General features: G+C 42.0%; 16 protein-coding genes. 11 read left to right on the top strand and 5 right to left on the bottom strand.

All coding sequences use genetic code 11. From position 1 onward, the window contains the following. Window positions 1–399, top strand: a 399-nt coding sequence (locus HRT96_RS16150; protein ID WP_293158799.1) for a zinc-binding dehydrogenase, incomplete at its 5' end; no start/stop codon positions are given. Window positions 400–512: 113 nt separating this feature from the next. Continuing rightward, window positions 513–1,085 (top strand): tRNA adenosine(34) deaminase TadA, encoded by a 573-nt coding sequence (gene tadA, locus HRT96_RS16145; RefSeq protein WP_293158797.1) that lies wholly within the window; start codon window positions 513–515, stop codon window positions 1,083–1,085. Here tadA and HRT96_RS16140 read toward each other — a convergent pair. Together HRT96_RS16140 and mltF are read right to left on the bottom strand one after the other, a co-directional pair. Beyond that, complete coding sequence (locus tag HRT96_RS16140; protein ID WP_293158795.1) at window positions 1,082–1,225, bottom strand: hypothetical protein; 144 nt, start codon at window positions 1,223–1,225, stop codon at window positions 1,082–1,084. The genes tadA and HRT96_RS16140 overlap by 4 nt on opposite strands. Window positions 1,226–1,363: 138 nt before the next feature. Continuing rightward, window positions 1,364–2,821 carry a membrane-bound lytic murein transglycosylase MltF gene (mltF, locus tag HRT96_RS16135; RefSeq protein ID WP_293158793.1) on the bottom strand — a complete coding sequence of 486 codons (1,458 nt, stop codon included), beginning with the start codon at window positions 2,819–2,821 and terminating at the stop codon, window positions 1,364–1,366. A gap of 260 nt (window positions 2,822–3,081) precedes the next feature. On the opposite strand from mltF, the gene purL reads away from it, so the two are divergent. Continuing rightward, the gene (purL, locus tag HRT96_RS16130; protein WP_293158791.1) at window positions 3,082–6,975 is read left to right on the top strand and encodes a phosphoribosylformylglycinamidine synthase; all 3,894 of its coding nucleotides are present in this window, start codon (window positions 3,082–3,084) and stop codon (window positions 6,973–6,975) included. A gap of 200 nt (window positions 6,976–7,175) precedes the next feature. Beyond that, window positions 7,176–8,063, top strand: coding sequence for a chemotaxis protein (locus HRT96_RS16125; protein ID WP_293158789.1), 888 nt, complete (start codon window positions 7,176–7,178; stop codon window positions 8,061–8,063). A gap of 101 nt (window positions 8,064–8,164) precedes the next feature. Here the strand turns inward: HRT96_RS16125 and arcA are convergent, their stop codons facing one another. Next, window positions 8,165–8,881 carry a two-component system response regulator ArcA gene (arcA, locus tag HRT96_RS16120; protein ID WP_006031048.1) on the bottom strand — a complete coding sequence of 239 codons (717 nt, stop codon included), beginning with the start codon at window positions 8,879–8,881 and terminating at the stop codon, window positions 8,165–8,167. A gap of 820 nt (window positions 8,882–9,701) precedes the next feature. On the opposite strand from arcA, the gene HRT96_RS16115 reads away from it, so the two are divergent. After that, window positions 9,702–10,181 carry a putative 4-hydroxy-4-methyl-2-oxoglutarate aldolase gene (locus HRT96_RS16115; RefSeq protein ID WP_293158787.1) on the top strand — a complete coding sequence of 160 codons (480 nt, stop codon included), beginning with the start codon at window positions 9,702–9,704 and terminating at the stop codon, window positions 10,179–10,181. A gap of 113 nt (window positions 10,182–10,294) precedes the next feature. On the opposite strand, the gene aceK is transcribed toward HRT96_RS16115, so the two are convergent. Beyond that, entirely contained in the window at window positions 10,295–12,019 is a 1,725-nt protein-coding gene (gene aceK, locus HRT96_RS16110; RefSeq protein ID WP_293158785.1) for a bifunctional isocitrate dehydrogenase kinase/phosphatase, read from the bottom strand. A gap of 331 nt (window positions 12,020–12,350) precedes the next feature. On the opposite strand from aceK, the gene thrA reads away from it, so the two are divergent. The 4 genes from thrA to HRT96_RS16090 all read left to right on the top strand — a co-directional run bounded on the left by thrA (window position 12,351) and on the right by HRT96_RS16090 (window position 18,100). Next, window positions 12,351–14,810 carry a bifunctional aspartate kinase/homoserine dehydrogenase I gene (gene thrA, locus HRT96_RS16105; protein WP_293158783.1) on the top strand — a complete coding sequence of 820 codons (2,460 nt, stop codon included), beginning with the start codon at window positions 12,351–12,353 and terminating at the stop codon, window positions 14,808–14,810. 2 nt (window positions 14,811–14,812) lie between these two features. Next, entirely contained in the window at window positions 14,813–15,769 is a 957-nt protein-coding gene (gene thrB, locus HRT96_RS16100; RefSeq protein ID WP_293158803.1) for a homoserine kinase, read from the top strand. A 115-nt stretch (window positions 15,770–15,884) separates the two neighbouring features. Continuing rightward, complete coding sequence (thrC, locus tag HRT96_RS16095) at window positions 15,885–17,174, top strand: threonine synthase (RefSeq protein ID WP_293158781.1); 1,290 nt, start codon at window positions 15,885–15,887, stop codon at window positions 17,172–17,174. A 209-nt stretch (window positions 17,175–17,383) separates the two neighbouring features. Next, window positions 17,384–18,100 carry a siderophore ferric iron reductase gene (locus HRT96_RS16090; protein ID WP_293137414.1) on the top strand — a complete coding sequence of 239 codons (717 nt, stop codon included), beginning with the start codon at window positions 17,384–17,386 and terminating at the stop codon, window positions 18,098–18,100. Here HRT96_RS16090 and HRT96_RS16085 read toward each other — a convergent pair. Further along, window positions 18,097–19,314: an MFS transporter gene (locus HRT96_RS16085; RefSeq protein WP_293158779.1), complete on the bottom strand. Its 1,218-nt coding sequence runs from the start codon at window positions 19,312–19,314 to the stop codon at window positions 18,097–18,099. The genes HRT96_RS16090 and HRT96_RS16085 overlap by 4 nt on opposite strands. 147 nt (window positions 19,315–19,461) lie before the next feature. Between HRT96_RS16085 and HRT96_RS16080 the strand changes: the two genes are divergently transcribed. Then, the gene (locus HRT96_RS16080; RefSeq protein WP_293144946.1) at window positions 19,462–20,229 is read left to right on the top strand and encodes an ATP-binding cassette domain-containing protein; all 768 of its coding nucleotides are present in this window, start codon (window positions 19,462–19,464) and stop codon (window positions 20,227–20,229) included. 65 nt (window positions 20,230–20,294) lie between these two features. Continuing rightward, window positions 20,295–21,185, top strand: a complete 891-nt coding sequence (locus HRT96_RS16075) for an iron-siderophore ABC transporter substrate-binding protein (protein ID WP_293158777.1) — start codon at window positions 20,295–20,297, stop codon at window positions 21,183–21,185. Window positions 21,186–21,188: the final 3 nt, after the last annotated feature.

Genomic DNA, 21,188 nt, shown 5'->3' with positions numbered 1-21,188 from the left:
ACACGTGCAGTGAACGTAACAACAGAGTCACTTACAGATGTGATGGACGAGCTTAAAATGACAGAAGGCTTCGATGTCGGCCTTGAAATGTCAGGCGTGCCATCTGCATTTCGCGATATGCTAGACAAGATGAACCATGGTGGTAAAATTGCCATGTTGGGTATACCTCCAAATGACATGAGCATCGAATGGGGCAATGTTATCTTTAAAGGCTTAGTCATTAAAGGTATCTATGGTCGTGAAATGTTTGAAACGTGGTACAAAATGGCTGCATTAATTCAGTCAGGTTTAGATCTAACACCAATCATTACGCACCACTTCCCAATTGATCAATTCCAAGAAGGTTTTGATATTATGCGTTCAGGCATGTCAGGTAAAGTTATCCTCGACTGGGAGTAACCTGATGTCGAAATGACATAGAGGGTAAGCCGGAGATAATCGGGCTTACCCTTTTTTGTTGCTGTTTAATTTATGTTATTATCGTCATAAATTACACTGCATTGTAGATAGTCATGACCGAAGACATTACCGAAAGCGTTGGTGAAGATAGAAGCCCTTTATCTGAACTAGCCCCTAATTTAGCCCTTACTCCTGAACAATTACAAGCTGACGAACGCTGGATGCAACATGCGATCATATTAGCTGGCAAGGCCGAAGCGATTGATGAAGTTCCTGTTGGTGCTGTGATTGTGCTGGATGAGAAAATCATTGGTGAAGGCTGGAATCAGTCGATTCATTTGCACGATGCTACCGCGCATGCTGAAATTATGGCATTACGTGAAGCGGGTAAAACTGTTGAGAATTATCGACTTATTGATGCCACTCTCTATGTAACCTTGGAACCTTGTTCTATGTGTGCAGGGGCAATGGTGCATAGTCGTGTGAAGCGCTTAGTGTATGGGGCGGCAGATTTAAAAACTGGTGCGGCGGGGTCGGTATTCAATCTGGTTGAGCATGCGCAATTGAATCATCAAATAGAAGTACGTCCAGGGGTTTTTGCTAGTGAGACTGGCGCATTATTGAGTCAGTTTTTTAAAAGACGCCGTAAAGAGAAAAAAGCCCTGAAGTTGTTACTGAAAGGTTAATCTAATAAATCAGGTAAGTCGGAAAATTCATTTTGTAAAAAGAATGAGCGCTGGCGATTAAGCAGTGAACGGTTTATTCTTGAACGCGCTATTAGGCGTCTTGGGGTTTTAAGTTTTAATTTTGATCTTTTCTTTAGCATCTTGTTATCCTTAATATTCTCTGCCTAGTCCTAGGCGTTTTTTATCTTTATGCTTATTAACATACAGTAATATAAATAAGATGCACATGAAACTTTTATGTCAGTTTTATGTGTATATTGTGACAGTGGATGTTATTTTTATTCAGCTGTAACCAGTCGTTGTTCTGTTCTTGTCGATAACTTAAAACCCACATCCCGGGCAACTTTTTCGGTCAGGTTTATCTGTTCGTCAAACCAACGCAAGCTATCGTAATATTTACGAATATTACTGACATACTTGACCGCCTCATTGCCCCTAGCGTAACCAAAACGGGTATATTTATACCATTTACGTTGTTGCAATAACGGAATGATATTTTTGACTTCCGTCCAGCTATTGTCATTGCCACCGAGTTTTTTGGTGATTTTTCGTGCATCAATTAAATGACTATAACCTATATTATAGGCGGCTAATGCAAACCAAGGTTTTTCATGTTCAGAAATAGTATCTGGCAGGCGATTAATCAACTTGGCTAAATAGGCAGAACCGGCCCGCACACTTTGCTCGGCATCAATGCGTGAGGTAACGCCAAATTCTCTGGCGGTGGGCCAAGTTAGCATCATCATGCCACGGACTCCGGTCGGTGACTTTGCATTAGGATTCCAATGCGATTCTTGGTAACTCACCGCCGCCAGCAAGCGCCAATCTAATTGCCCGGCATATTGACGAAATAAAGGTTCGTATTTAGGCAGTTGTGAATCAACACGGCGTAAGAAAGTACGGGTATCGACAAAGTCGAAGGTATCAATGTGACCAAAATACTTTTCTTGTAGCTGCTCCATCTGACCTGATATTTGCTGCAAGGTGAAAAAGGCTAATACTGCACTCGCTAATGAATCGTCATCGTTTTTATTCATGAGCCAAACGACATCAAGTTCATTCTCAAGTACAAAGGCTTTATTTAAGTGTGGGTAATAATATTGATGCTGAGATAATGAGGTATCATCGGCGATCGCGAGTTTGATGTTACCTTCTTCTAAATTACTGAATAAGATCTCTTCATCAGGAAACGTTTTATAAGTAATGTTGAGTTCGGGGTTCTCACGCTGCAGTTTTTGCACGTACTCTTCATGACTGGAACTTTTTACTACATAGATAGGATCGACAATCTGCTGCAGATTACGCGGTCTTAAGCTGCCTTTACGATAAATGAGTAATTGTTTCACCTCATAATAACTCGGTCCCATACGATATTCAGTTAAGCGTTTTTTGGTGCGTGTTAGCCCTGCTGCGGATAACGCAAAAGGTTTATTCTTGGTCGATTTTGCTTCTAACATACTTTTTAGTGAATGGTAGGGGTGGATGATTAACTCGACGCCCAGATAATCGCTGAATTGTTTTAACAATTCGTATTCAAGCCCGGCAGGTTTATTGCCTTCAATATAGTAGTTAGCAGGACCATAAATGGTTTTAACATGCAGTTTTCCCGCTGCTTGGATCTTTTCTAATTGGGTTCTGGTCTCTTGTTCTTGCATACAGCCGGAAACAACCAGGCTTAAAATAATGATCAAGCCGAGTTTAAAAAAATGTTGTAAGCGTGCTAAAAAAATTTGCAAGTCATAGCCTTGAATATGAAATTATCTATCTTTATAGCGTTTTCGTTACCATTACACAATAGTCAATTACCATTAACTGTATAAAAAAACAGTATATGGAATAATAATGTGATCAATACTGTTAATGATGTTATCGGCTAAGGAACAAAAAAATTATTAGTAAATTAACTTGTTGCGCATGTAGCGCTATCGTTATTGTAATAATTTGCATATAATGGCCGGGATTTTTCCCCAGTAACCCTTTTAGTGAGAAAAAGTTAATGCATATAATGCGAGGGGCGCCAGCGCTTTCTGAGTTTCGTACTAATAAATTAGTCGAACGTTGTAATGATGTAGGATTATCGGATATAACAATTTACGCGGAGTACATCCATTTTGCCGATGTAACAACTCCGCTCAGTGACAATGAACGGAGCGTCCTGGAAAAATTGTTGACCTACGGGCCAATAATTGCAGAACACGAACCCGAAGGAACTCTCCTTCTGGTCACTCCTCGTCCCGGCACTATCTCTCCTTGGTCTTCTAAATCTACCGACATCGCAATCAACTGCGGCCTTTCTAAAATAAAACGTCTTGAACGTGGCATCGCTTACTACCTCTCTTCATCTACACCACTTACACCAACCCAATTACAAATTGCTGCAAGCCTTATGCACGACCGTATGATGGAAGTTGTATTTGATCACTTAGATGCTGCGGAACAATTATTTGTGCAAGCACAAGCGCGCCCATTAAAGTCTGTTGATATCTTAGCGGGTGGCCGTGAGGCACTTGTTGACGCGAATGTTAAATTAGGTTTAGCACTGGCTGAAGATGAAATCGATTATTTGATTGCCAGCTTTACGCAATTAAAGCGTAATCCAAATGACATCGAATTAATGATGTTTGCTCAAGCAAACTCAGAGCATTGTCGTCACAAGATTTTTAATGCTGACTGGACCATTGATGGCCAAGAGCAAGAAAAATCATTATTCCAGATGATCAAGAACACCTTCGCACAAACCGGTGATCATGTTTTATCTGCATATAAAGACAATGCTTCGGTGATGGAAGGTTCAAAAGCCGGCCGTTTCTTCCCTGATCCACACACTTTGCAGTATGAATATCACCAAGAAGATATTCAAATTCTGATGAAAGTTGAGACGCACAATCACCCAACAGCAATCTCTCCTTGGCCTGGTGCCGCGACAGGTTCTGGTGGTGAAATCCGTGATGAAGGCGCCACGGGTCGTGGCTCGAAACCAAAAGCTGGTTTAGTTGGTTTTAGCGTATCTAACTTACGCATTCCAGGATTTGAACAGCCGTGGGAAACCGACTTTGGTAAACCTGGTCGTATCGTTAGTGCATTAGACATTATGCTAGAAGGCCCACTTGGTGGCGCTGCATTTAATAACGAATTTGGTCGTCCTAACATATTAGGTTATTTCCGTACTTATGAAGCTGAAGTTAACAGCCATAACGGTGTGGAAGTACGTGGTTACCATAAGCCAATTATGCTGGCTGGTGGTCTGGGTAATATCCGTGACCAACACGTTAAAAAAGGGGATATCCCAGTAGGCGCGAAACTTATCGCTCTGGGTGGTCCTGCAATGAACATTGGTTTAGGTGGCAGTGCTGCTTCATCAATGGATTCAGGTCAATCACACGAAGATTTAGATTTTGCTTCGGTACAACGTGAAAATCCAGAAATGGAACGTCGTTGTCAGGAAGTTATCGACCGTTGCTGGCAGCTTGGTGACGATAATCCCATTGCTTTCATTCACGATGTGGGCGCGGGCGGTTTATCAAACGCATTCCCTGAACTTGTGCATGACGGTGGTCGTGGCGCTAAATTCGAATTACGTGATATCAACAACGATGAACCAGGCATGTCACCGCTTGAAATCTGGTGTAATGAATCACAAGAACGTTACGTCATGGCTGTGGCACCTGAAAACTTAGCCACATTCGAAGCGATTTGTAAGCGTGAACGCACCCCATTCTCTGTGGTTGGCGTGGCGACTGAAGAGTTGCATTTGACGGTAACTGATTCGTTATTAGACGAAACCCCGATTGATATGCCAATGGAAGTATTATTAGGTAAAGCCCCTAAGATGCACCGAGAAGCAACAACGTTGGTCACCGAAGGTGAACCATTAGATTTTACTGGTGTTACGGTTAAAGATGCTGCAGAGCGTCTATTACGTTTACCTGCGATTGCTGAAAAGACGTTCTTGATCACCATTGGTGACCGCTCGGTAACGGGTTTAGTTGCACGAGACCAAATGGTTGGTCCTTGGCAGGTGCCAGTAGCCGATTGCGCAGTAACCGCAGCAAGTTTTGATACTTACGCTGGTGAAGCAATGGCCATTGGTGAACGTACGCCATTAGCATTGTTAAACTTCCCTGCATCAAGCCGTATGGCGGTTGCTGAAGCATTAACCAATATTGCGGCGACTGAAATTGGTGATTTAACCCGTATTAACTTGTCTGCTAACTGGATGTCTGCAGCGGGTCACCCTGGTGAAGATGCGGGTTTATATGCGGCGGTTAAAGCGGTAGGTGAAGAACTTTGCCCTGAATTGAACCTGACTATTCCAGTGGGTAAAGATTCAATGTCAATGAAGACGCGCTGGGAAGATAACGGTGAAAACAAAGAAGTTACGTCACCATTATCGCTGATTATTACTGCATTCGGTCGTGTGACTGATGTACGTAAAACAGTAACTCCGCAGCTACGCACTGACAAAGGTGCTACTGACCTTATCCTTATCGATTTAGGTAATGGCCAGAATCGTCTAGGCGCTTCATCATTAGCACAAGTATACAAGCAGCTGGGTCAACATACACCCGATGTGGATCGCGCTGAGCAGCTGAAAGGCTTCTTCGATGCGATGCAAGTATTAGTGAAAGAGCAATCATTACTGGCTTACCATGACCGTAGTGACGGTGGCTTATTCTCGACAGTAACAGAGATGGCATTTGCTGGTCACTGTGGTGTTGATGTTGAACTTGATATGCTAGGTACTGATGATCTTGCGGCTCTGTACTCAGAAGAGTTAGGTGCTGTGATCCAAGTTACTTCAGCAATGAAGGAACAAGTACTCACAACACTAGCAGGCCACGGGCTAGCTGCATGTTGTCATGTGATTGGTTCAACCAATGAAGATGATATGGTTCGCTTCACCCGTAACGGTGACATCGTATTAGCGGAATCGCGTACTTATTACCGTGCTATGTGGGCTGAAACAACGCTGAAAATGCAAGCGCTGCGTGACAATCCAAGTTGTGCTCAAGAAGAATTTGATCTTAAACTTGATGTGAAAGACCCTGGTCTAAACGTTAACTTAAGCTTCGATGTGAACCACGATATTGCGGCACCTTACATTGCCACTGGCGTACAGCCTAAAATAGCGATCTTACGTGAGCAGGGTGTAAACTCGCAAACGGAAATGGCTGCGGCATTTGATCGTGCCGGTTTTGCTGCTCAAGATATTCACATGAGTGATATTCTTAGCGGTCGCGTTAATCTAGCTGACTTCGCAGGCCTTGCGGCTTGTGGTGGCTTCTCTTACGGTGACGTACTGGGTGCGGGTGAAGGTTGGGCAAAATCAATCTTATTTAACCCACAAGCACGCGATCAGTTTGCGGCTTTCTTCGAACGTGAAGACAGTTTCTCACTGGGTGTATGTAATGGTTGTCAGATGTTATCTAACTTGGGTGAACTTATCCCGGGTTCAGAATTATGGCCACGTTTCGTGACTAACCAATCGGAACGTTTTGAAGCACGTTTCAGCTTGGTGGAAGTGCCGAAGAATCCGTCATTATTCTTAGGTAACATGGCTGGTTCAAGAATGCCTATCGCGGTATCTCACGGTGAAGGTCGTATTGAATTACGTGATGATGCGCATCTGCAAGCATTACAAAACAGTGGTACAGTGACACTTAACTTCGTTGATAACTATGGTCAACCTACGACGCAATACCCATCAAATCCAAATGGTTCACCATTAGGTATTACGGGTCTAACAACCACTGATGGCCGCGTAACTATCATGATGCCACATCCGGAACGTGTATTCCGCAGTGTGAGCAACTCATGGCATCCAGAAGAGTGGGGCGAAGATAGCCCTTGGATGCGTATGTTCCGCAATGCGCGTGTGAATTTAGGTTAATCTTATCTAAGTTATACCGTCAATAATTAAGGCCGCATTTATTGCGGTCTTTTTTTGTTTGTAAATCACTACTTTCTACTAAATAAGTATAACCATCATGTCCTAGTCACTATTTTTATTACATAAAATAGTATAAATAATTAATTATGCTATAGTCGGAGGTCAAAGGTAAATGTATTAATTAATAAGTAGGAAGGGTAATGAGTCAGTCACAAGGTTTATTATTATTTAAGTTGAATCTCCAGCAAAAATTTGCCATAGGTACGTTGAAAGTACAGGAGATTGTACCCTCCCCCCGCCTTTATTCTTTACCGGGTTCTCACCCTATGGTGATGGGTGCAGCGACACTGCGAGGTAGGACTATTCCTATTATTGATATGGCTAATGCTGTTGGTTATCGCCCTGTCAGTAAAGAGGAATATGACTCGTGTAATATTATTATTACCGATTGTAGCCGCCAGGTCGTCGGTTTTTTGGTACGCCATATTGATAAGATCATGCATTGCAGTTGGAAAGACATCTCGGCGCCAGATCCATCACTCGGTTGTAATATATATACCATAGGGGTGATGAAGCTTGATGATCAATTAGTGCAATTGATGGATGTTGAACGCTTGTTAGCGGACATTTATCCAAATGATGATGTGGAATTACCCCAGTTTAGTGAGCTTGAACTTGAACAACTTCGCACTAAAGAAATTTTGGTGGTGGATGATTCAATGGTCGCACGTAATCAACTTGGTGGTGCACTCGATGCAGCTGGTATTCATTATCAAGTGTCAAATAATGGCCAAGATGCATTAGCCATAATGCAGTCGGCAGTCGAATCTGGTAAGCCAATCGATGTGTTGGTCAGTGATATCGAAATGCCAGGCTTAGACGGCTATGAAGTTGCATTTGAAGTGCGTAGTACACCGAATGTATCTGCGACTTACATCATTTTGCATACTTCATTATCGAGTGCTATTAGCACTGAACGCGCGCAGCAAATTGGTGCCGATGAAGCGTTAACTAAATTTGATGCCAGTGAGTTATTGCAAGCCATTCTACGTGGCGTAAAAGGGCGAGATAAGCTTAGTCAGATTTAAGACGCAAGAATGCTAGGCACAAAAAAAGCGCTAATTATTAGCGCTTTTTTATTATTCGCTACACAGTAAAGCGCAGCGAATTATATGTGAATTAAGCTAACTTAGCTTAATTCACCACAAAAACGGTAACCTTCACCGTGGATTGTCGCGATGATCTCTGGCGTATCAGCAATGCTTTCAAAATGCTTACGGATACGACGAATTGTTACATCGACAGTACGATCGTGTGGTTTCAGTTCACGGCCTGTCATTTTTTTCAATAACATTGCACGTGTTTGAATTTTACCAGGGTTCTCTACAAAGTGTAGCATTGCACGGAATTCACTACGTGGTAGTTTGAATGAATCATCCAGTGGACTAATTAAAGAGCGACTGTTGATATTCAGACGCCAGCCATTGAATTGATATTCTTCAATGATTGCTTTTTCTTCGTCTGCTACTGGGATTTTCGTAAAAGTACGGCCTAGTAGGTTACGCGCACGAATCGTTAATTCACGTGGGTTAAATGGTTTGGTAATGTAATCGTCAGCACCAATTTCTAGACCTAAAATCTTGTCAACTTCATTGTCGCGACCAGTTAAAAACATCAAGGCTAGATTATGTTTGTCACGTAGTTCACGCGCTAACAGTAAGCCGTTTTTACCTGGAAGATTAATATCCATGATTACCAGGCTGATAGGGTTATTGGTAATGATCTCATACATTTCATCGCCGTTACTTGCTTCATGTACTGAATAACCTTCAGCTTCGAAGATGCTTTTAAGGGTGTTACGTGTAACGAGTTCATCTTCTACGATAAGAATGTTTGGGGTTTGCATAAACGTACCTAGTTTCGCGTTGGATCAAATAGAGCCCAGATTATTGATATTGACGATTAATTCGCATATCAACTAATTCAGGAGTAAGAGTAATACATCCATGAAATATAAGACTATTTACCTAAAACAGCTGGCTGCAGTAGGGTATTTAGTATTACGGCTTCCTTAACTGTAGGATTATATGTTATTAACAGCAGTATAACAACCTAATGTAATTATGTTACGTAATAACTCAACGTGATTTGATATTTATCAAATAACTCTAATTAGTTATATTTTATATTTAAGCATGATTACTAGACTAACGTTAATTGAAATAGTGGTTTTTTTTGTTGTTTTATTGTATTTAAAATATAAAAATCAAATTGTTACAAATTTTTTTATAAATTCACACATGGTTTTAAACGTACATTCGTTGGGCTCTATGGCGTGTAAATTACGCCGTAAACCCTGCTGATATATACTAAAAATATTTTCACCAATAGTATTTATTTGCTACTTCAGCACGCATTTAGCTGTGTTCGTTGGTTTATAGTACTTACTATTCACGTTTATTTATCTGGATATGGTGTGATATTATTTATTTATAGTGACTTATTTTGATGAATCATGATGTTGATGACTAAATAATGGTTTTATTCCTTAAAATGTAATCAAATTACAATTTGGTAAGTTTTATTGATTAATTCTTGTCTATGTATAGACTTTGTTAATTAATTATAGATTGGAATAATTTATCTGCGCTAATATGTGGGTAGTTTTATTAACGAATTGCTATGGGATTGTCAGCAATAAAGAATAACGATGCTAAGGATGGACTATGTTAGACCTATTACCCGATCTGTGTGATCACCATTTCGATCAATTATCCGTGATGGAGCCTATTTTTCAAAGTTATGGTAACGCGACTATTTTTAGTGGCCAAGCGGTCACGGTTAAATGTTTTGAAGATAACTCGCTGGTGAAAGAACTTGCCGGCACGCCAGGTAAAGGGCGTATTTTGGTTATTGATGGCGGCGGCTCGACACGACGCGCACTGCTTGGCGATATGATTGCTGAAAATGCAGTTAACAATGGCTGGGCTGGTTTTGTTATTTATGGCGCAATTCGAGATGTTGCAACCATTAATACTCTGAACCTGGGTGTTAAAGCGATAACGGCCTGTCCAGTCAAAACTGAAAAACGTGGTTTAGGTGACGCAGGTATCGAGTTGCATTTTGCTGGTGTGAGTATTGCTGAAGGTGATTATATCTATGCCGACCTAAATGGGGTTGTCGTAGCGAAAGAACCCTTGCTGTAACAGCGCATTATTAGCGTTAGCAGTGATGAGGTTAATGGATAATTAACCTCATCATGTTTTTATTCAGTGATCATCTGCAATCTGTTGTTGCTTTAACTATTTTCGGTCAAAAACTATGTGTCTCGGTTAAAACGTCGAGCCCGGCGATAAGGAAATACATCATTGTAGTTACCGCGATTAATATTGTCTTGCAGTCCCTTCCAGTAATCAGCATCAAGCAGATCCGAATGGTATTTTTTAAACAACTTGTTAATTTCAGGTCGAGATAATAAGAAGGTCTCAAACTCCTCCGGAAAAACATCGTTGGGTGCGACTGCAAACCAAGGTTCAGCGAGCATGATGTCTTCAGGGTAGCGTGGAGGCGGAATGTAGCGGAAGTTAACTTCATGCATATATGAGATCTCATCATAATCGTAAAATATTACTCGATGATGACGGGTCACGCCAAAGTTTTTAAATAACATATCGCCAGGGAAAATGTCTGCGGCAGCAAGTTGCTTGATCGCATTGCCATATTCATCAATGGCGTTATCCAGTTCTTCTTCATTTGCTTGTTCGAGATAGATGTTTAACGGGATCATTTTACGTTCAATGTACAGATGCTGGATCACCACTTTACTGTTAGTCAGTTTTATAATTGACGGCGCAACGGTCAATAACTCATCCAGCAGTTCTTGACTGAAACGATCTTTGGGAAAGGCAAAGTTCTTAAATTGCTGGGTATCTGCCATACGACCGACACGATCATGGGATTTCACGATCTGATACTTGGCTTTTACTGTGGCATGATCGATTTGTTTCGGCGGTGCAAACTCATCTTTAATGATCTTAAATACCACATCATAAGAAGGCAGGGTAAATACGCTCATTACCATGCCTTTGATACCCGGGGCAATAATGAACTTATCGTCAGAGTTATCTAGGTGTTCTATATAGTGGCGAAACAGTTCGGTTTTTGCGTGTTTTTGACAACCAATAGCCGAGTAGATCTCAAAGTTGGTTTTATGCGGGATCATCGGTTTTAGAAACTGCACGATAGCACCAGGCTCAGGGGTATAAACAAAGAAATAAGCACGGGCAAAACCAAACAGAATACTGGTTTCCTCTTTTTCAAAAATAACCGTATCCAGATAGATCTCGTTTTCTTCGTTATTTAAAATCGGGAATACCAGTGGGTACATGTGCCCATCCGCAAAGATCTTACCCATCAGGTATGCGCCCTTGTTACGATAGAATACTTCGTTGAGCATGTGCACTTCGATATGTTTGGCCTCGGTAAGTTGCTTAGGCGCATGTTGGTTCAGGTAATCCACTACATTTTCCAAGTCGCGGTCTAAATCTTCCCAGCGGGCGGTAAAGGTATAACCTGTGATGATCTTGCGTAAGATCTCCGAGAAATGTCCACCGCGGCTATAACTGCGATAAAAATTATTCGGGTAGGCGGGATCTCGCACGCGATTGGCATTGGTGATGAAGAGTTGGTCTTTGTATATATTGGTGTGTTTAAAGACACGGCGATAAACAGAATTAAAGAAACTCTCGGCTATTTCAAAATTCGGGTAATGTTGTAATAGAGCCTCGTACTCACGCTTAATTGCTTGCAGAAATACCTGGTCGGCTTCAGCTTCAGCGGCAAGATCTTGCATTTTCTGGGCGGTTTTACCAACGTGGTCATCATAGAGGCTGATACGTTGTTTCGCGGCGATTTGTACACCATGCCAATCGGCGTTTTCAAAACGTAATTTTGCACCTCGGGTGACTTCTAAAAAACGGCTATAAAAAGCATCAAATGACGCTAATAATGAACCGGCAATTTGCGCCTCTAAAACTTTTCCCATACAACAAATCCTTAGACTTAAGACATAGTTCAATATCGCAATGTTTTTACATTATTTCAACATTTTTACCTCTATTTAGCGATGTAGAGTGAAACAACTAAATATATTTTAAACTTGATTAACGTCGCATTTTTTGATATTGCTATAGGTATTGAAATTATTATAGATATATTAAATATTATGATGACTTATTGCTTAGCGTTCATTACCACCACCATTATTAACACTGTTATTACAACGGTGGGATGATACGCAGGGCTAAGACAGACATAATAAAAGAGCCCGTTACCGATTTAGGAACGGGCTTTTTTGTATCAACAAGGAGCAAAGGATGCGAGTTTTAAAATTTGGTGGTACATCGTTAGCGAATGCTGAACGATTTGCCTGTGCGGCAGATATCTCTGTGAGTAACATTGAACAGTCACAGGTAGCATTGGTGTTATCTGCGCCAGCAAAAGTGACCAACAATTTGGTTGCCGCGGTGCAACAAACGGTTCGTGGCCTTGACGCCGAGTCTTCACTGGAAGAAATCGACGGTATTTTTAAAGCACTTGTTGCCGGCTTAAAAGCACAATACGTTAATTTTAATGCGGAGTTAGCCTTAACACAGCTGGAAAAATCGTTAGCGACATTAAGAGAATACTTATATGGCGTTAAATTATTATCGCAATGCCCTGAAAACATTGAAGCAAAGATTTTATGTATCGGTGAAAAACTGAGTATTGTTTGCATGGAGCAACTGTTATTAGCGCGTGGCTTTAAAGTTGAAGTGATTGTTCCGCAAGACAAGCTAGTCGGAAAGGGCAGTGTGTTAGAAGCCACTGTGGATATTGACGCTTCTCGTGCTCGTTTCGAACAAGATCCAATTAAAGCTGATCATATCTATTTAATGCCGGGCTTTACTGCGGGTGACGAACAAGGCAACACAGTGGTGCTCGGTCGTAATGGTTCGGATTATTCTGCAGCGGTATTAGCGGCGTGTCTGTATGCTGAATGCTGTGAGATCTGGACCGACGTAGATGGGGTTTACGCCTGTGATCCACGTTTAGTCAAAGATGCCAAATTACTTAAAACATTAAGCTATCCAGAAGCGATGGAACTGTCGTATTTTGGTGCCAAAGTATTGCATCCAAAAACCATTGCCCCGATTGCGCTGCACCAGATTCCTTGTTTGATTAAAAATACCAGGAATCCAGAAGGCGAAGGCACCTTGATCGGTGGCTTAGTATCGAAAACCCAAGCCGAGGTTAAATCATTATCAGAGCTAAGTGGCATGACCATGATTAACGTATCCGGTACGGGTATGAAAGGTATGGTTGGCATGGCGGGTCGTATTTTCGAAACCGTATCACGCGCCGGTATATCAATTGTCCTTATCACCCAGTCATCATCAGAGTACAGCGTTAGCTTCTGTATCCACAGTTATGATGCAGCTAAAGCTAAACGGGCACTGAATAGCGAATTTACTTTAGAGATCAGTAATCAGTTACTCGAGCCTATCGAAATGCGTGATGGCTTAGCCATTGTATCGCTGGTTGGTGATGGCATGCGTAAAGCCAACGGTATTGCTGCGCGTTTCTTTACGGCATTAGCACAAGCATCGGTGAATCTTGTTGCCATTGCCCAAGGTTCATCAGAGCGCTCTATTTCTGCGGTTATTGATGAAAGCAAAGCTAATGACGCGATTAAAGCATCACACAATATTTTCTTTGGTAAACAACAATACATCGACCTGTTCTTATTAGGCTGCGGTGGCGTAGGCGCAGCATTAGTCGAACAAATCAAACGTCAAAAAGAATTTTTAGCAGAACGTCATATTGAGATCCGTGTCTGCGGTATCGCCAACAGTCGCCAAATGTTACTCGACTCAGAAGGTCTATCGTTAACGCATTGGGAAGATGATCTTGCTGCCAGTGGTATTGAATTTTCATTAGCAACATTGGAAGACTTAGTTAAACACAGCCACATCATTAACCCGGTGATCGTTGACTGTACCAGTAATGATAATCTTGCCAGTCAGTATGTTGATTTTCTTGCGCGTGGTTTCCACGTGGTTGCGGCGAACAAAAAAGCTAATACCATGAGCATGGATTATTACCACGAGCTGCGTTCAACGGCATTAAAAACCCGTCGTCGTTTCTTATATGATACTAACGTAGGTGCAGGTCTACCTGTGATTGAAAACTTACAAAACTTATTAAGCGCCGGTGATGAACTGGTTCGTTTTAACGGTATTTTGTCGGGTTCTATGTCATACATCTTTGGTAAATTAGATGAAGGCATGAGCTTCTCGCAAGCAACGGCACAAGCGCGTGACAATGGCTTTACAGAACCGGATCCTCGTGAAGATTTAAGCGGTATGGATATCGCGCGTAAATTATTGATTATTGCACGTGAAGCAGGCATGGATTTAACCTTAGACCAAGTTGAAGTTGAAGAAGCAATTCCAGCTGGCTTTGATGCAACGGGCACTAATGAAGAATTTATGGCGAACCTACCAAAAGCAGATGCGTACTTTGCTGATTTGCAAGCGACGGCTGCTGAAGAGGGTAAAGTTTTACGTTATATCGGTCAGATTGAAGACGGTAAATGTAAAGTATCGATTGCGGCAGTACCTGAATCTGATCCGTTGAATAAAGTAAAAGATGGCGAGAATGCATTGGCATTTTATAGCCGTTATTATCAGCCAATCCCGATGGTATTACGTGGTTATGGTGCTGGTTCAGAAGTGACCGCAGCGGGCGTATTTGCGGATGTATTACGTACCCTTAACTGGAAGCAGGAAGTTTAATGATGAGTCTTGTTGCATATGCCCCGGCATCTATTGGTAACGTGAGTGTTGGTTTTGATGTATTAGGTGCTGCGTTAGCACCGATTGATGGCACCTTGATTGGCGATCGTGTTTATATCGCCGGAACAGATGGTGAATTTGCATTAGCGTCTAGTGGTCGTTTCGCTCATAAACTGCCAGATTATTTTCGTGAAAATATAGTTTATGACTGCTATTTAAGTTACGGAAAAGCGTTAGAGAAACGTGGTTTAAAAATCAAATCTCTGGTCATGGAATTAGAAAAGAACCTGCCGATTGGTAGTGGTCTGGGCTCGAGTGCTGCATCGATTGTGGCGGGCTTAGAAGCGTTAAATGCATTTCATGATAATGAACTTGATGACAACGAAATGGTGTTGTTAATGGGTGAATTAGAAGGCCAGATCAGTGGCAGTGTGCATTATGATAATGTGGCTCCGTGTGCGTTAGGCGGTTTGCAATTAATGCTCGAAGCAAATGGTGTTGTTAGTCAGTCAGTGCCTTGTTTTGATGAATGGTATTGGGTTGTAGCTTATCCAGGTATTAGTATCTCGACGGCTGCAGCGCGTGAAATTCTGCCAACAGAATACAGCCGTGCCGATTGTTTAACGTATGGTCGCAACCTCGCAGGGTTCATTCACGCTTGTTATAGTAAACAACAAGATCTAGCGGCAGCCATGCTAAAAGACGTGATAGCAGAACCGTACCGTGCGCAGCTTATTCCAAAGTTTGATGAAGTGCGTGACTATGCAAAAGAGTTAGGTGCATTGGCAACCGGTATTTCAGGCTCTGGTCCGACGGTATTTAACGTGATGACTGACTTAGCCCAAGCTGAAAAGCTAAAAGCTTGGTTAGACGCTAACTTTATCCAAAACGGTGATGGCTTCAGCCATATCTGCAAGCTGGATAAACAGGGCGCACGTATCGTCGGTACCGCTTTGTAAGAAATAACAAAAAAATACTGCGTGTTTACGATAACAGGGGTTATATGCTCTTATTATGATAAGGTCATCGTTATCACGCAGGTTGCACAAATAATGTTTTAGGGAATGAACAACAATGAAATTATATAGCATTAAAGATCACGCAGAGACGGTTAGCTTTGCACAAGCAGTAAAGCAAGGGTTGGGTAAAAATCAAGGCCTGTTCTTTCCGAGCGAAATTAATCCGATTGACGATATCGATGCCTTACTAGAGATGAACCTAGTGGATCGTAGCCGTGTTATTTTACAATCACTGATTGGTGATGAATTTAGCGAACAAGAATTACATGACATTGTTGCGACTGCGTTTAACTTCCCTGCGCCAGTGACAAAAATAAATGACAAGATCAGCGCGTTAGAATTATTCCACGGTCCAACACTGGCATTTAAAGACTTTGGCGGCCGTTTCATGGCGCAATGTCTATCACGTCTAAGCTTTGATAAAAAAGGTAATGGCGACAAAATCACTATTTTAACGGCGACATCGGGTGATACCGGTGCTGCGGTGGCACATGCCTTTTATGGTATGGACAATATCGACGTTGTGGTGATGTATCCAAAAGGTAAGATCAGCTTCTTGCAAGAACAGATGTTCTGTACGCTCGGTGGTAATATCCGCACCATCGCAATTGACGGTGATTTTGATGCCTGCCAGGCATTAATGAAGCGCTCTTTTGATGATGAAGAACTGCGTAAGGCAATTGGCCTTAACTCAGCGAATTCCATTAATATCAGCCGTCTAATGGCGCAGATCTGTTATTACTTCGAAGCATTCGCACAACTGCCAAAAGCGCAGCGCGCACAAACAGTAGTGTCAGTGCCAAGTGGTAACTTTGGTAACCTAACTGCAGGTCTATTAGCAAAAACATTAGGCCTACCAGTTAAGCGCTTTATTGCTGCGACGAATATCAATGATACGGTGCCGCGTTATTTAAAAAGCGGTGAGTGGGATCCAAAAGCAACCCAAGCAACGCTATCTAATGCGATGGATGTCAGTGTACCAAGCAACTGGCCACGTATCGAAGAACTGGCGCGTGTTAAAGGTTGGGACTTATCTGAGTTAGCGTCTGATTTCTTATCGGATGAAGATACCAAGCAAGCCGTTGCCGCGTTAGATGAACAAGGTTATTTATGTGAACCCCATGGTGCGATCGCCTATGACCGTTTAACGGCACACCTGAGCGAAGATGAATTCGGTTTATTCCTTTGTACTGCGCATCCAGCGAAGTTCAAAGAATCAGTTGAAGAGATCCTCGGTCGCGATATTGGTTTGCCACAAGAATTGGCTGATTGTGCCGACAAGCCAAATTTATCGATTGATATGGCCAATGACTTTGCGGCATTACGTGTATTTTTAATGGCGTAGTTTAGCGCTAAATTATTACTTTATAATTAAGGCTTTAATCAGGAACACTGGTTGAGGCCTTTTTTATGTTGAATCGTTGAATATAGGCAATAAGACGTAGTAGGTATGCCCAAGTAACAATAAGTAATTGATAATGATTTGCATTACTATATGCAAGTGGTTATTCTAGTTTATCATTTATTGTTAGCTGATATTGTTTATTCATCCTTATGCAAAATAACGAATATTTTGAAGTACTCTTTGAGTCATCTAAGCAAGTGACGCCTTATTTATCTGGGCAGTTAGCTGCAGATAACGGAGAAGGGATCCACATATCTCGGCACCACAGTGAGACTATCCAGCAGCTTTACCAGCAATTGTCCCTGTCATCAGCAGAAGCCGGTCGCGCGTATTGGTTAACGCGAACCTGGGATCTGCTCTGCTGGCAACCTATCTATATCGCTTTTATCTCGGTGTATAAGCTCAACGCAATTCCTGATATTAAAAACATCAATCAATCTATGCATCCAGGGTTTATTTCTGGGTATAGGTTTCATACCTCGGAACTTATCTTTGGCTCGAACGACGAACTGATCGCGGTGGTCGGATTGCAATTAACAGCGCTGTTTGAGTCATATCGACAAGCGATATCGCAATGGACACGGATTCGACCTGGGTTTACCAAGCACTTAATTGCCGATGGTTTACTTAATTGCATTATAAAAATGCAAGCATATGCGCCCGCGTTATCTAATACGTATTTATTGGGGCAAGCTAAATTGTGGCTGGATGCTTTTCAATTGCCAGATAAACATTTGTCCGGTTTACAAGTTGACCCAAGCACTAACGCACTAAAATTGATCCGTACCAGCTGCTGCTTGGTTTATAAATGTGAAAGTCGCAATCTATGTAGCGATTGCCCGCGTCTCCCTGACAATAAGCGTTAATTAACGTATTTTTCAATGTTTGCTATGTGAGTCGGTATAAATGCAATCGCCATAATGCCACTGGATAATACAATACAGATATAAATAGGATAGACAGGTGAAAGGGTCGAGGTATAAGCCAGTAATGAGGCAAGCCCATATCCTAACGTATGTGACATAGAGATGTAGCCTGCTATCGCGCCGGGGTTGTTTGGATCAATTGCTGTGGCTTTAGCAGTATAAGCAGGCACTAATAGCGCCGCCCCACAAGTCGTTATCGACATCGCAATAACGACCCCCCATATATTCGACAGCAAGAATAATAAGAAACCGACAAACAGCAATAGCGCGCCTAAACGATACATGGTGGTGAGCTGCAGCTTTTTCTTTTTAATCACTATTATCTGAGTGAACAAGGTGATCGCTGCGCTAATGGTGAGTAATACCCCAATCGCGTCACTGATTTTATTGGTCGGCCACTGGGTCATATTCTCAATCAGTGGGGAAAAGCTATATTGCAGCAACGCTATGGTTAAACAAAGTAACAGTCCGGTAAGTAAATAGGGGGTTAATGCACGCTTAAGAACAACAGAGGATGAAGCTGTTGTTTTGCGTTTTTGCTGTGGTGTTGTTTGCGGGGTTGGCAGACAAAGCGCGCCTAATAGCGCAAGACAGGGGAACAGAATCATCATAGCTAATGGTGCAAAGGCATGACTCTTGAGTAATGCAATGGATAAAATAGGCCCGATAAGGCGACCTAAACTCAATCCGATACTGACGGAGGTAATGGCTTTTAATCTATTTTGTTCACCGCATAATAAGATTGCCCAGTGCTGGCTTGCTGGTACCATTCCTGCCACGGTACAGCCATAAATGATCCGGGCTATGACTAAGCCGATTAACCAGTAATTAGCTGATCCAGGGTAGCTGTTGCTCATAAATACGCAGAATAGTAACAGTGAAAAACTTAAACTCATCCCACTTAACGCCTGATATACGACACCTTTAGGGCCATTTTTATCGCTGTATAGACCCCAGAATGGTGCCGCCGGTAAGAATAAAAAACTACCAATTGCGATGATGATTGACCACGTAGGGAGAGAAAACGCAGAATGTGTCACCAGAAAGGGTAAAGACACGAGCAGTCCATTTTGTCCTATTCCCATTAATGCTGCGATGAGTCCAATAATAGACAGTTGGACCTTTTTACTCTCTATTTTATGGTGGTGCTTCATGTGTACTTCCAGTCTGAATTGTGTGAGCCAGCATATCCTACCCGTAACAAACGATAAACAACAATAGTAATGAAAACAATTATCATTACTAGGTGTTTGTGTTAGAGTTCGATTAATTATTCATTAATAAATAGCTCACATCATTTTATGTACCAACTTGTCGATGCGTCGTTTGAAATTGACGGAAAACCGATCCTGCACTCAACGAATTTGGTCTTTACTAAAGGTAAAGTCACGACCTTACTGGGTCATAATGGCTGTGGTAAATCGACGCTGATTAAATTACTCAGTCGTCAAAATTCCCCGACTCACGGCCATGTACTATTTGATGATCAAGCCGTTGATCATTTATCTCATCAAGATTTTGCACTTAATGTGGCTTATTTGCCGCAACACCCACCAATCACAGATGGCGTTACGGTTCGAGAATTAGTGTGCTTTGGTCGATATCCGTGGAAAGGGGCATTTGGCCGATATAGCAAAAAAGATCACCAGCTGGTGGATGATGCAATAGAGAAAGTGGGACTAACTGCGTTTAGCGAGCGCTTTGTTGCTACCTTATCTGGTGGCGAACGTCAAAGAGCATGGGTAGCGATGTTATTGGCTCAACAAAGTCAGTGTATTTTGCTTGATGAGCCTACGTCAGCCTTAGATGTTGCACACCAATATGAATTATTAACCTTGATCCGGGAGTTGAATGAAACCTTAGGATTAACCGTCATTATGGTGCTTCATGACATTAATATGGCGGCAAAATTTAGCGACCACCTTATTGCTTTACATTCAGGGAAAGTGATTGCTCAAGGTACGCCTGATGAATTAATGACTCCAGCGGTATTACACAAAATATACGGGATGGAGTTGGCTTTGTTTGCGCATCCCAAAACGGGTCAGCAGATAAGTTATATCCCTTAACTTCACGTCTTTAACCCACCTGCTTTATAGAAAATAAACATGGACGAACAGCTAGGAAAACGCCCTTGAATAAAATTATTGGTTTCATTATTACATTATGTATTTTTTCGGTTCAGGCTGTAGAAATTAAGCACGAACTTGGCATTACTCACTTTGAAAAAACGCCACAGACCGTGGTTGCATTAGATTGGGCGTTAGCCGAAACGGTATTAAGTCTCGGTATTATGCCGCAGGGAATCGCGGATGTTAAAGGCTACCAAACTTGGGTGACGGAGCCTGAAATCAATAACTCAGTGGTCGATGTGGGCTCACGCAGAGAGCCTAATTTAGAGTTACTGACAGAATTACAACCGGATGTGATATTGATTAGTCAGCACATGGTTGCTGCCTATAAACAACTCAGTGAGATAGCCCCAACCTTAGTATATAGCGTCTACAACAATGACAAAACACCGCTTATTTCAGCAATGCAGATCACGACACAACTCGGCCTATTATTGGATAAAGAACAACAAGCTAAACAAGTAATTACCCAAACACAGCAACGATTACAGGCGAATGGCGATAACATTCGACGTCTGCAAGCTAATAATAATCCGTTGATATTTATCCGGTTTATTAATGACAAAACGGTTCGGATCCACGGTGCTGGCTCATTAGCGCAGGCAACTATTGAAAACATGGGGCTCGTTAACGATTGGCATGAACAAAGCAATTTGTGGGGATTTACGACCGCTGGAATCGAAAAATTAGCAGAGCACCAGCAAGCAAATGTATTGATTTTTGGTCCATTAAAAGCGGCAGAAAGAAAGCTGTTAACCCAATCGGCATTGTGGCAAGCGATGGCATTTACCCGTACTGATTCAGTGTTTGAGCTGCCTGCTATTTGGACGTTTGGTGGACTTGTTTCTGCGCAACGATTTAGCGATCATATTACTCAGCAATTAATTAAGTAATCG

The organism is Moritella sp. (assembly GCF_013215705.1).
In the GTDB taxonomy this organism is placed as follows: domain Bacteria; phylum Pseudomonadota; class Gammaproteobacteria; order Enterobacterales; family Moritellaceae; genus Moritella.
The sequence above is the reverse complement of the archived record's forward strand: the minus strand, read 5'-3'. Positions and strand labels throughout refer to the sequence as shown.